The organism is Kitasatospora sp. NBC_00039, assembly GCF_045160625.1.
Taxonomy (GTDB): Bacteria; Actinomycetota; Actinomycetes; order Streptomycetales; family Streptomycetaceae; genus Kitasatospora.
On sequence record NZ_CP108289.1, the window covers coordinates 6,634,236 to 6,646,346 of the forward strand.

The following is a 12,111-nucleotide window of genomic DNA, read 5'->3' on the forward strand; positions in this document are numbered from 1 at the left end:
CGGGATGCGGCGGAGCGGGCGCGGGGCCCGGCTACAGCCAGCCGCGCTGCGCCGCCTTGAGGCCGGCCTCGAACCGGCTGGTGGCGTCGAGCCGCTCCATCAGGGCGGACATCTGGCGGCGCACGGTGCGGACCGAGATCCCGAGCCGCTTGCCGGCGGCCTCGTCGGTCAGGCCCGTCCCGAGCAGCCGGAGCAGGTCGCTCTCGGCCGGGGTGAGGCCGGTGTCGTGGTGCGTGGGCTGGTCGTCGCCGAGCGGCACGGCGGTGGCCCAGGCCTGTTCGAACAGGGCGACGAGCGAGGCGACCAGCCCCGGCTCGCTGGTGCAGAGCGCCCCGAACCTGGTCCGGGTCGGGTCGATCGGGACGACGGCGGTGTGGCGGTCGAACACCAGAAGCCGCGGCGGCAGCAGCGGCGCCGTGCGGACCTGGCCGCCGAGCCCGGTGAGCCACTGCGCGTACGCGTGGGTGGCCTGGTCGTTGCGGACGCTGTCCTGGTAGAGCGTCCGCATGACGACGCCGCGCGCCAGCGCGTCCTGGTCGAGCGGACGGGCGGCGTCCATGCTGGCCTGGGACTGCGCCCCGCCCGAGATCGCGGCGAGGAACTCCTCCTGCAGGTCGCGCGCCAGCGTTTCGAGCTTGACCTGGATCGCGTCCATCCCGACCAGCCGTTCGGTGGCCTCCGAGGTGGTGTTGGGCAGGAGGTCCGCGTAGGCGGCGACGGCCTGGGCGACGGCGGCCTTGCTGGCGACCAGCTCCTGCTGGCGGCGGGCGAGGTCGTCCTCCTGGCGGCGGATCACGGCCTCCAGGCCGACCGCCGGGTTGACCGGGCGCAGGGCGCCGAGAACCTCCTGGGAGGGGCGCAGCAGCGTCAGGTCCGCGAGCTGGTCGAGGGCCTCCCGGACGGCGGTCTCGGAGAGGGCGAGCCGGTGGCACAGGTCGGCGACCCGGCACCCGGGCTCGGCCAGCATGGCTGCGTAGACAGCTTCCGCCGTCGGGTCCAGTCCCAGTGCCTCGAGCACGCTTCCCCCCGGACTCGGCGATGGGCGGCCCGGCCGAGATGGCCGCCTGCGTGATTCTCACAGCTCGCACATGTGTGTGCAAGGCGATCTGACGATGCATCCGTGGGGCGGGGCGGGCGGACGGGGCGGGTGGGGTGGCGACATGCTGCCTGGCCGGATGATGCCTCGGGGAAAGTCTTCCGGGGTGCTGGTCCGGACCAGCAGGATGTGAATCGCCGAGCTGCGGGGGCGCCGGGCCCCGCAGCCGGTGGGGCGGCGGGGACCAGACCGCCGTCCGCTCGAGGCCCGGCAGACGAACAGACTGACGAACCATCACACAGGGGGTTGTTCCATGCGGATCACCGCTCGCGTTCTCGGTGTCCTCGCTGCTGCGGCAACGGTGGCCACGCTCGCTCTGCCGGCCGCCACCACCTCCGCGGCGCCGGCCGCGGCTCCGGTCGTGTCCGCGGCGGCCGACTCCGGCACCGGCGGCCCGACCGACCCGGGCAGCATCAGCTGGGACGACTTCAAGTGACCGACGCCGTCGGCGCCGGACCCTTGAACCGACCCCGATGCACATCGTCCGCCTGACCCTCACAAGCCCCGACCGGCACCTGTTGACCGAAGCGGACGCCCACGTCCTGAAGGACGTGCTCTGGGCCCATGCCGATCCCTGCGGCGGCCTGGAGCACGTCCAGTCGAGGGCCGGCCGGGACTCGATCGACCTCGTCGTCTTCACCAGCGGGGGGAGCGGCGACGACGCTCCCGCCCATTCGCTGGCCATGTGTTCCGCGGCCCTCTCGTGCTCTCCGGCTTTCCAGTCCTGGCGCGTTTCCGTCGCCGGCTGAAGTCGCCGGCCGAAATCGTCCCGGCTGAAGTCGCCCGCCGAAATCGGCGGCGGAACCCCTCCCGGCCGGGCCGGAATTCCGCAGGCCGTCCTTTTCCGGTGATCCGGTCACGGGTGTGGTTCCTCCGGGCCGGCGGGCGGTAGGCGTCGGAGAGGCCCGCCGGGCGCGCGAAACGGGCGGCCGCGCCGCCACCGGTCCGCACCGCCGGCGGCATCGGTGACCTCGCGGCGGTGGGATCCGGACCCGGGGCGGACCGGAAGGCCCTGCCTCGGCAAGGGCGCCGGCAATGGCCTGAGCTCCCGCACCGAGATCGGCTCCGGCGGCTGGCAAACGGGGGTCGGACGGCGTCGGCCGGGCGGGGTTCGGTGCGGCGGGCCCGCAGGCCGGGGGACTTTCCCGGCCTGCGGGCCCGCCGCTGTGCGGGCGTCAGGGCGGCCGGTGGTAGCGAAAGTTCACCACCGGGGACTTGTCGCGTCATTTTCTACGCGCGTATCTTGAGCGCTGCGGGGGGCGCTTCTCGACTCCCGTGCCTTTTTCTACGCGAGTAGCGCACGGTGTGCGCCTGTCCCACCCACTCTCTGACCCACCCTCACGGCCCGGCGGCCCCACGTCCGCCGGGCGAACGTGCCGCCCCCGTTGCCGTGCCGCCGTGCGCCCACGGCAGACCAAGGAGTCCCGCCCAGGTGACCACGTCCCCCGCTCCCCGCACCCGCTCGCGCCGCGCGCTGCTCCGCGCCACCCTCCTGCCGGCCGGCCTGGCCGCCTCGCTGGTGCTCGTCCCGCTCCCGGCCGCCGTGGCCGCGCCCTCGGCCGACGCGGTGATCGCCGAGGTGTACGGCGGCGGTGGCAACTCCGGCGCCACGCTGAAGAACGACTTCGTCGAGCTGGCCAACAAGGGCGGCGCCGCCTTCGGCCTGGACGGCTGGAGCGTCCAGTACATATCCGGCACCCCCGGGGCCGGCACCCAGTGGGGGGTCACCCCGCTGACCGGCGCGATCGCCCCCGGCGGGCGTTACCTGGTCGGCGAGGCGGCGGGCGCCGCCGGCACCGTCGACCTGCCCACCCCGGACGCGGCCGGCTCGCTGGCCCTCTCCGGTACCAGCGGCACCGTCGCCCTGGTCCGCGGCATCGACCCGCTGACCTGCAAGACCGCCGCCGACTGCGCCGCCGACCCGCGCGTGCGCGACCTGGCGGGCTTCGGCACCGCCGTGGTCCACGAGGGCTCGGCCTCCGCCGCCGGCGCCTCCAACACCGCCTCGGTGGCCCGCCGGGCGGGCCTCGCCGACACCGACGACAACGCGGCCGACCTCGCCGCCGGCGCTCCCACGCCGACCAACAGCAAGGGCGAGGCCGCCGAGGGCACCACCCCGACCGGGCCGACCGAGCCGGGCAGCGTCCGGATCCACGACATCCAGGGCACCACCCGCCTCTCCACCCGGACCGGCAAGACCGTCGCCGGCGTGCCCGGCATCGTCACCGGCGTGCGCGGCTACGGCTCCAAGGGCTTCTGGATCCAGGACCCGAACCCGGACGCCGACCAGGCCACCAGCGAGGGCATCTTCGTCTACACCGGCAGCGCCACCCCGTCCGTCAAGGTCGGCGACTCGGTACTGGTCACCGGCAAGGTGACGGAGTACTACCCGAGCTACAGCGGCGGCTCGCAGTCGCTCACCCAGCTGACCAACCCGGCCGTCACCGTGGTCTCCTCCGGCAACCCGCTGCCGGCGCCGGTCGTCGTGGACACCCGTAACATCCCCGGCACCTACACCCCGCAGGCCCCGGCCGGCGGCACCATCGAGCCGCTCCCGCTGAACCCCGAGAAGTACACCCTCGACTTCTACGAGTCGCTGGAGGGCATGCTCGTCGAGGTCAAGGACGTCCGCGTGGTCCAGGCGACCGACAAGTACAACGAGCTCTGGGTCGCCGCCGACAAGCAGGACCAGAAGAGCCAGCGCGGCGGCGTGCTCTACGAGTCGTACGCCGAGCCCAACGTCGGCCGCCTGATGGTGCAGCAGCAGGCGCCCGTCAGCCAGCAGCAGTTCCCGGTCGCCAACGTCGGAGACGTGCTGACCGGCACCACCAGCGGCCCGCTGGACTACAACCAGTTCGGCGGCTACACCCTGGTGGCGGGCGCCCTCGGAGCGCTCCAGGACAACCACCTCCAGCGCGAGGTGACGGCCCCGGCCACGGACCGCGAACTCACCATCGCCACCTACAACGTGGAGAACCTGGCCCCCGGCAACCCGGACTCCAAGTTCGCCGAGCTGGCCCAGGCCGTCGTCACCAACCTGCGCTCGCCCGACGTCGTCGCCCTGGAGGAGATCCAGGACAACAACGGGGCCGCCAACGACGGCACGGTGGACGCGAGCGTGACGGTGGCCAAGTTCATCGCCGCGATCAAGGCGGCGGGCGGCCCCGCGTACGACTGGCGCTCGATCGACCCGGAGAACGGCAAGGACGGCGGCGAGCCCGGCGGCAACATCCGCCAGGTCTTCCTCTTCAACCCGCAGCGGGTCTCCTTCACCGACATCCCCGGCGGCTCCACGACCTCCGCGGTGGACGTGGCCGGTACCGGCGCGGCCACCGCGCTGACCGCCTCGCCCGGCCGGATCGACCCGGCCGACGAGGCCTGGGCCAACAGCCGCAAGCCGCTGGTGGGCCAGTTCTCCTTCCGTGGCAAGAAGGTCTTCGTCATCGCCAACCACTTCAACAGCAAGGGCGGCGACCAGGGCATCGACAGCCGGTTCCAGGCTCCGACCCGCAGCTCCGAGGAGCAGCGGATCAAGCAGGCCACCGTCGAGCAGGCCTTCGTCGCCAAGCTGCTGGCCGCCGACAAGGAGGCCAAGGTGGTCTCGCTCGGCGACTTCAACGACTACCAGTTCTCGCCCGCGCTCGCCGCGGTCACCAAGGACGGCGTGCTGCGCGACCTGGTGAACGAGCTGCCGGAGAAGGAGCAGTACTCGTACGTCTACCAGGGCAACTCGCAGGTGCTGGACCACATCCTGGTCAGCCCCGAGGTCGGGTACGCCAAGTACGACGTGGTGCACATCAACAGCGAGTTCGCCCGGCAGGCGAGCGACCACGACCCGCAGGTCGTCCGCATCAAGCCGTAGTGCCCGCGGCATGACCGAGGGGGCGGTGACCGGGGTCTGGTCACCGCCCCCTCGGGACTTTCCACGGGTGTGTCAGCGCAGCGCGGCGAGCACCGCGTCCGCCATCACCCTCTCGCCGGTGGCGTTCGGGTGGAACGGGACGGCCGGGGAGCCGGGCAGCGCACCCTCGATCCAGCGGTCGTCCGAGCAGACGTCGTGGCCGGCGGTCGGGGTGGCGGTGTCCACGTAGGTGGCGCCGTTGGCGGCCGCGGTGGACTTCAGCATGGCGTTCAGCCGGCCGAGGATGCCGTACATGTACTCGACGTCACCGGCGGTGACGGGCTGGCGGAGGAAGCACTTCGCGCCGTCGGCGGGCAGCACGGAGGGGTAGCCCACCAGCAGCACCTTGGCCTTGGGGGCCTTGCTGTGGATGCTCTTCAGGGTGTCGGCGATCTGCGGCCTGGCGGTGGCGATCCGGTCGGCCAGGTCGTCGTTGCCGTACTGCCAGGACCAGCTGGACCAGTCCCAGTAGCCGTGGTGGAAGACATCCTTGCAGGGCGTGCCGAGCGGGTTGACCACCGCGCCGGCGATGCAGACGCCGACCAGTTCGCCGAGGCCGAGGTCGGTGGCGCCGAGGTCGTTGCCGCCGATGCCGAGGGTCACCAGGTCGGTGTCGGCGGTGACGGCGTCCAGCTGGGGGTCGTTGACCCGGATGAAGGCGTCGTACTGCGGCTGTGTCATCGCCTTCACCTTGGCGGCGGCGCAGGTGACGTCGGTGTACGCGCCGGCCTTGAGAGCGGCGGCCACCAGGTGGCCGTAGTTGCGGTCCGACCGCAGGCAGAGGCCGGCGGACTGGCCGGGCACGCCGGCGCCGGCGGCGTAGGAGTCGCCGAGCGCCACGTAGTGGTGGGGCGCGGGGGTGGCGGCCTGTGCGCTGGTCGAGGTCAGGGCGAGCGCGGCGCCCAGCGCGGCGGCGCCGAGCAGGGCGGACTTCCGGGCCGGCCGGGTTTCGCGGGTGGTGGGGAGTTTCCGGGCAGGGCGGAGCACGGTTCCTCCTGGGGGAGAGAAACGACGGTGGGTGGGGGTCGTGCGAGCCGGGCCACAGCTACTACTCACAAGTAAGTTACTGTCAGGTTTCGCATGCGTCCAGACATTGCGCGGAAATTTCCGAAAAACCGTCAGAAGTATTTCTGAATTACGCTCCAGTGCGTATCGGAGGTATTTCCGAAACGACCCGGAGCGGAATTCACGCTGCTGCTTGTCACCGTCCCGACCCCGTCGGCACGTGTTACCGACCGGTTGACGCCCCCCGTCACAGGCCGCAGTATCGGGCGCACGCGCACCGCCGGAGCACCGATGGAGGACCCCGTATGGCCCTGGACGCCGACGTCATCGTCATCGGAGCCGGACTGGCGGGCCTTGCCGCGACCGCCGAACTCGCCGACGCCGGACGGAAGGTGATCCTGCTCGACCAGGAGCCCGCGGCCTCCCTCGGCGGCCAGGCGCACTGGTCCTTCGGCGGTCTGTTCCTCGTCGACTCGCCCGAGCAGCGCCGGATGCGGATCCGCGACTCCCACGCGCTCGCCCGGCAGGACTGGCTCGGCACCGCGGGCTTCGACCGCCCCGAGGACGCCTGGCCGCGGCGCTGGGCCGAGGCGTACCTCGACTTCGCGGCCGGCGAGAAGCGGGCCTGGCTGCACGGGATGGGCGTGCGGTTCTTCCCCGTCGTCGGCTGGGCCGAACGCGGCGGGCTGCTCGCCGACGGGCCCGGAAACTCCGTGCCCCGCTTCCACATCACCTGGGGCACCGGGCCCGGCCTGCTCGAACCCTTCGTCCGCCGGGTCCGGGAGGCGGCCGCGCGCGGACTGGTCGACCTGCGCTTCCGTCACCGGGTCACCGGGCTCGCGGCGAACGCCGGGGTCACCGACACGGTGACCGGCGAGGTGCTGGTGCCCAGTGCGGTGGCCCGCGGCGAGGCCAGTTCGCGTGAGGTGGCCGGCTCCTTCGAGCTGCGCGCCCAGGCCGTGATCGTCACCTCCGGCGGCATCGGCGGCAACCACGACCTGGTCCGAAAGGCCTGGCCCGCCCGGCTCGGCACCCCGCCCGACCGGATGCTCTCCGGCGTCCCCGCCCACGTCGACGGACTGATGCTCGGCATCACCGGCGAGGCCGGCGGCAACCTCATCAACGGCGACCGGATGTGGCACTACACCGAGGGCATCGAGAACTGGGACCCGATCTGGGCCCGGCACGGCATCCGCATCCTGCCCGGCCCCTCCTCCCTCTGGCTGGACGCACGCGGGCACCGGCTGCCCGTCCCGCTCTTCCCCGGCTTCGACACCCTCGGCACCCTCGAACACCTCCGCTCCACCGGGTACGACCACACCTGGTTCGTGCTCAGCCAGAAGATCATCGAGAAGGAGTTCACCCTCTCCGGCTCCGAACAGAACCCCGACCTCACCGGGCGCTCCCTGCGCGGCGTCCTCGGCCGTGCCCTGCCCGGAGCCCCCGGCCCCGTCCAGGCCCACCTGCGGCACGGCCCCGACTTCGTGGTCGCCGGCAACCTGCCCGACCTCGTGCGCGGCATGAACGCCAGGACCCGGGAGGCGCTGATCGACCCCGACGAGCTGCGCCGCACCGTCGAGGCCCGGGACCGGCAGCTCGCCAACCCGTACGCCAAGGACCTCCAGATCACCGCCATCCACGGCGCCCGCCGCTACCTGGGCGACAAGCTGATCCGCACCGCCGCGCCGCACCGCCTGCTCGACCCGGCCGCCGCGCCGCTGATCGCCGTCCGCCTGAGCATCCTGACCCGCAAGTCGCTCGGCGGGCTGGAGACCGACCTCTCCGCCCGGGTGCTGCGGCCCGGCGGCGAGGTGCTGGACGGCGTCTACGCGGCGGGCGAGGCGGCCGGCTTCGGCGGTGGCGGCGTCCACGGCTACCGCTCCCTGGAGGGGACGTTCCTCGGTGGCTGCCTCTTCTCCGGCCGCACGGCGGGCCGGGCGGCGGCGGCCGCGACGGCGTAGGGCTCCATGGGGCCGGGGCCCGACCGACGCAGCGTCAGAAGTGGAGTTCCGTTCTAGATAAATTCTCCAGTTCTGCTCTATGCTGGCCGAGTTGGCGGTCGAGGCCGTGGTGTGACGGGTCGAGCGGAGGCGGACATGCCCCCCAAGCAGCAGCGGGGCGAAGCCACCGTGGAGTTGCTGTTGACCAGTGCGTTGCGGGTGTACGCGCAGGCGGGCCAGCAGGGGTTCACGGTCACCGCGGTCACCGCGGCGAGCAGGGTCAGCCCGGGCAGCCTCTACCACCACTTCGGGAGCTTCGACGGCCTGGCGGCCGCGCTCTACATCCGGTGCATGGAGCAGCTGTTCGACGAGATGATCGTCGCGCTGCAGCGCAGCCGTACCGCGCGCACCGGGGTGCGGGCGCTCGTCCAGGCCTATCTGCGCTTCACCGAGGAGCACCGGGACGCCGCCCTCTTCCTGCACGCCTCCGCCTACTCCGGCTACCTGGCCGCCCGGGCCGAGCAGATCAAGGCCGCCAAGGCGGCCAAGCTGGCGGTGATCGGCGCCTGGATGCAGCCCCGGATGGAGCGGGGCGAGATCCTGCCCGTCCCCGGCCCGCTGGTCGAGGTCCTGGTGATGGGACCGGTCGCGGAGGCGGCCCGCCGCTGGCTGTCCGACACCTACGAGTTGGACCTCGGTGAGGTCGCGCGGATCCTGCCGGAGAGCATCTGGCGTTCGCTGCGGCCCGACCGGCCCGGCACGACCGGTGCCGACGGGGCCGAGGGTGGGGAAGACTGATGGCGGGACGAGCTGAGTCATGGACGACCCATCGGGGCGGGGATTCGCGAGAGGGCAGGTTATGACTGGTCGGGGGGCCGTACTCGGAGGTCGCTACAGGCTGACCGAGTGGATCGGCGGCGGGGGCATGGGTGCCGTCTGGCGCGCCGACGACCGAATACTGGGGCGGCAGGTCGCGGTGAAGGTCCTGCATGCGGGGCTGCTGGAGGAGGGGACGTTCGCCCGGCGGTTCCGGCGCGAGGCCCAGCTGCTCGCGGCGATCAGCCACCCGGGCATCGTGGAGGTCCACGACTACGGGGAGAGCGGTGGCGCGGACGAGGGCGGCGCCCAGGGCGAGCGGATCGCCTACATCGTGATGGAGCTCGTCGAGGGGCGGCCGCTGGACAAGGTCCTCACCGAGGGCGGTCCGATGGCGCCGGAGCAGGCCCTGGGCCTGCTCGCGACGGCGCTCGACGCCCTGCACGCCGCGCACCAGCAGGAGATCGTGCACCGCGACGTCAAGCCGTCCAACCTGATGCTGGGCGCGGACGGCCGGGTGACGGTGACGGACTTCGGCATCGCGCGGGCGCTCGTGAGCACCACGCTCACGGCGACCAACGTGGTGATCGGCACCGCCCTGTACATGGCGCCCGAGCAGGCCGGGGGCGGGGGCGTCACACCCGCCTCCGACCTCTACTCGATCGGCGTGGTCTGCTACGAACTGCTCACCGGCACACCGCCGTTCACCGGCGAGAGCGTGGTCGAGGTCGCTCTCAAGCACGTCCAGCAGCCGGCGCCGGAGCTGCCGGAGGAGTTCCCGCGGGAGGTACGGGAGTTCGTGGCGCGGGCCCTGGCCAAGCAGCCCGGTGACCGGTTCGCCGACGCGGCCGCCATGGCGGCCGCGGCACGGGCCGCGGTCGGCGACCGGTCGGTGCCGGTCGCGGCGGTCGTGCGTCCCGTCCCCCCGGCCGCCCCCGAGGCCCCGGCGGCCGGCGCCGCAGGCGTCGAGGTCGCCAGGGTGGAGCCCCGGACCAGCCCCGAGCCGGCCGCACGCCGGACGTGGCGTCGCTTCCTGGTGCCGATCGTCGTCCCGGTGGTGGTCACCACGAGCGCCGCCACCGTCCTGCTGGTCGAGCGGGGGCCGTTCCAGTCGCAGGCGCAGACCCCCGGCGGGCAGCCCGTTGCCTCGGTGTCGGCACCCGCGGTCAGCGGCCCGCCGACGGCCGGCACGCCGCCGACCGAGCCGGCCCCGACCACGCCACCGGCGGGGGAGACGACGCCGGGCACGCCGCCGGCGGCGCAGCCCGAGGCCACCCCGGCGCCGAACAGCGGTGGTCAGCCCGTGGCCCCGGCTCCGAACGCCGGTGGTCAGCCCGTGGCCCCGGCGCCGAAGCCCGGTGGCGGGGCGGCGGCGGGCGGCACCGGGTCGTCGGGTGGTTCCGGCGGATCGGGCGGCACCGCGCCGAAGACGGGCGGCAGCGGCGGCGGAGGCAGCATCGCCGGGGGCGGCAACGCGGGTGGCGGGGGTGCACCCGCACCCAACCAGCCGCCCCCGCCCGCCCCGGCGCCCACCCAGCCCGCCCCGTCGGCGCCCGCGCCCAACCAGCCGCCGTCCGACCCGCCGGCCTCCAAGCCGCCGACGCCGACCGTGCCGCCCGGGTGCGGCGGCGCGAACTGGGGTGCCATCGTCAACGTGGCCGACGGCCAGCAGCTCGGCCTGGCCACCGACAGCCCGTCGGCGGGCGCGGCGGCCGTCATGGGCGGGACGACCGCCTACGGCTGGGTGCGCTCGGCACCGGACCCGGGCGGCTGGTACCAGATCTACCCGTGCAGCCTGAGCAGCCCGGCCCTCGTCCAGGACACCGACTTCTCGAACCAGTCGAGCCAGAAGGTGCTGCTCTCGCCGGGGTTCAGCTTCATGAAGAGCTGGTCCGTGGTCGGCGCGGGCGCCTCGGGCACCTACTACCTCAAGAACTACATGGGGTCGACCTGCCTGACCGACAACGGCGCGGGCGCGCAGGTCACCATGACCACCTGCACCCCGGGCAACAAGTACCAGCAGTGGCGGATCCCCTGAGCCGTCGAGCCGGTCGGGCGGCGGCCCGGCGCCGGCCGCCGGTTGAGGAGGGTCGCCCGGTGACCGCCCGGGCGTTCGGCACCGTCCCGGCGGCCCGGGACGGGGCAGGTACGCTGCCGTTGCCGCTCGGCGTCGCCGGGCACGAGGGCTCCACCGTGATCGTCGGCCGCAACGGCCTGCGGTTGCCGCGCGAACGGGCGTGGCAGCGGGCCCTGCCGGACGAGGAGGGGTGAGAGGCGATGAGCCGTCGGGACCGTGAGCGCGCCGGGACGAAGGGGCCGGCCGCCCCGGTGACCGTCACCGTCTGCCGGGGCTGCTGCTGCGGCACCCAGGAGAAGCACCCCGGCGTCGACCACGCCGGCCAGTACGAGCGGCTGCGCGAGGCGGTCGGCGCCGCGGGCAAGGTCCGGGCCGTCAAGTGCCTGGACGCGTGCGCGCACTCCAACGTCGTGGTGGTCGGCCCGTCCAGCGAGGGCCGCGCGGCGGGCGGCCGCCCGGTCTGGCTGGGCTGGGTGCTGGCGGACGACATGGTCGAGGAGGTGGCCGAGTGGGTGCACGCCGGCGGCCCCGGCCTCGCCGAGCCGCCCGGGATGCTCGACCTCCAGCAGATCAGCGTCTCCCGCCGGGTGCGGGACGGCCTGCCGGGCTGAGCCGGTGCCGCGTTGTACGGACGGCGGGCCGCCCGGCGCCGGACGCGGGCGGGCCGCTGCCGGCGGCGGGACACCCGGTGCTGATCGCGGGCCGGCCCGTGCCGGCCGCCGGCTGATCGCGGGCCGGTTCCGGGGCGGTCCGCACGGTTGGCCGGGGCACTACCATTTCCTCGGGCGCCCCGGCTTGGGAGGAATCACGTGACCACGGTCTGCCGTATCTGCGCGGGCACCGGCCGTACCGCCGGGCTCAGCTGCCGCACCTGCCAGGGCACCGGCACCACCGAGGTCGGCGGCGGGGGCGGCAACTGCTTCCTCTGCGACGGCACCGGCGTCTACGTCCGCTACCGGGTCGACGCGGCCGGCGCCAAACACGCCTACCGCGACGAGATCTGCCGCACCTGCGACGGCACCGGCAACCGCGCCCCCTCCACCTGGGACGAGGCCTCCTGACCGGCTGACGGCGTGACCGCCCGGCCGGGCTGACGGCGTGACGTGCTGAACGGCCGGCACGTGCGGGTGCGTCAGGGACCGGGCCGGGAGGGATGATCCCGGCCGGTCAGCACACGCACCGAGGCTTTGCCGAAGCATGGTCGAACATTGGCGTTCGACTGACCGGCACGCCGGTGCCCGTTCACCGCGCGTCCGTGTGCGGTCTACACACCGCT

Annotated in this window: 11 protein-coding genes; 9 read left to right on the forward strand and 2 right to left on the reverse strand. The window is 73.7% G+C overall.

Features of this window, described 5'->3' with window-relative positions:
- Nucleotides 1-31: 31 nt before the first annotated feature.
- Entirely contained in the window at nt 32-1,018 is a 987-nt protein-coding gene (locus tag OG286_RS29505) for a LuxR C-terminal-related transcriptional regulator (RefSeq protein WP_396319196.1), read from the reverse strand.
- Nucleotides 1,019-1,349: 331 nt separating this feature from the next.
- Between OG286_RS29505 and OG286_RS29510 the strand changes: the two genes are divergently transcribed.
- The 3 genes from OG286_RS29510 to OG286_RS29520 all read left to right on the forward strand — a co-directional run bounded on the left by OG286_RS29510 (nt 1,350) and on the right by OG286_RS29520 (nt 4,958).
- Nucleotides 1,350-1,532 (forward strand): hypothetical protein, encoded by a 183-nt coding sequence (locus OG286_RS29510; RefSeq protein ID WP_396319195.1) that lies wholly within the window; start codon nt 1,350-1,352, stop codon nt 1,530-1,532.
- A 37-nt stretch (nt 1,533-1,569) separates the two neighbouring features.
- Nucleotides 1,570-1,845 (forward strand): hypothetical protein, encoded by a 276-nt coding sequence (locus OG286_RS29515; protein ID WP_396319194.1) that lies wholly within the window; start codon nt 1,570-1,572, stop codon nt 1,843-1,845.
- A gap of 683 nt (nt 1,846-2,528) precedes the next feature.
- On the forward strand, nt 2,529-4,958 hold the full coding sequence (locus OG286_RS29520) for a lamin tail domain-containing protein (protein ID WP_396319193.1): 2,430 nt from the start codon (nt 2,529-2,531) through the stop codon (nt 4,956-4,958).
- A 72-nt stretch (nt 4,959-5,030) separates the two neighbouring features.
- Here the strand turns inward: OG286_RS29520 and OG286_RS29525 are convergent, their stop codons facing one another.
- Entirely contained in the window at nt 5,031-5,984 is a 954-nt protein-coding gene (locus OG286_RS29525; RefSeq protein ID WP_396319192.1) for an SGNH/GDSL hydrolase family protein, read from the reverse strand.
- Nucleotides 5,985-6,307: 323 nt separating this feature from the next.
- Between OG286_RS29525 and OG286_RS29530 the strand changes: the two genes are divergently transcribed.
- From OG286_RS29530 to OG286_RS29555, 6 genes are all read left to right on the forward strand, one after another.
- On the forward strand, nt 6,308-7,963 hold the full coding sequence (locus OG286_RS29530; RefSeq protein WP_396319191.1) for an FAD-binding dehydrogenase: 1,656 nt from the start codon (nt 6,308-6,310) through the stop codon (nt 7,961-7,963).
- 135 nt (nt 7,964-8,098) lie between these two features.
- Nucleotides 8,099-8,740: a TetR/AcrR family transcriptional regulator gene (locus OG286_RS29535; protein ID WP_405359483.1), complete on the forward strand. Its 642-nt coding sequence runs from the start codon at nt 8,099-8,101 to the stop codon at nt 8,738-8,740.
- 61 nt (nt 8,741-8,801) lie between these two features.
- Entirely contained in the window at nt 8,802-10,796 is a 1,995-nt protein-coding gene (locus OG286_RS29540; RefSeq protein ID WP_405365886.1) for a protein kinase domain-containing protein, read from the forward strand.
- A gap of 59 nt (nt 10,797-10,855) precedes the next feature.
- Nucleotides 10,856-11,029 carry a hypothetical protein gene (locus OG286_RS29545; RefSeq protein ID WP_396319188.1) on the forward strand — a complete coding sequence of 58 codons (174 nt, stop codon included), beginning with the start codon at nt 10,856-10,858 and terminating at the stop codon, nt 11,027-11,029.
- Between the two features lie 6 nt (nt 11,030-11,035).
- The gene (locus OG286_RS29550) at nt 11,036-11,446 is read left to right on the forward strand and encodes a (2Fe-2S) ferredoxin domain-containing protein (protein ID WP_405359479.1); all 411 of its coding nucleotides are present in this window, start codon (nt 11,036-11,038) and stop codon (nt 11,444-11,446) included.
- Between the two features lie 198 nt (nt 11,447-11,644).
- The gene (locus tag OG286_RS29555) at nt 11,645-11,896 is read left to right on the forward strand and encodes a hypothetical protein (protein WP_148645711.1); all 252 of its coding nucleotides are present in this window, start codon (nt 11,645-11,647) and stop codon (nt 11,894-11,896) included.
- Nucleotides 11,897-12,111 lie beyond the last annotated feature (215 nt).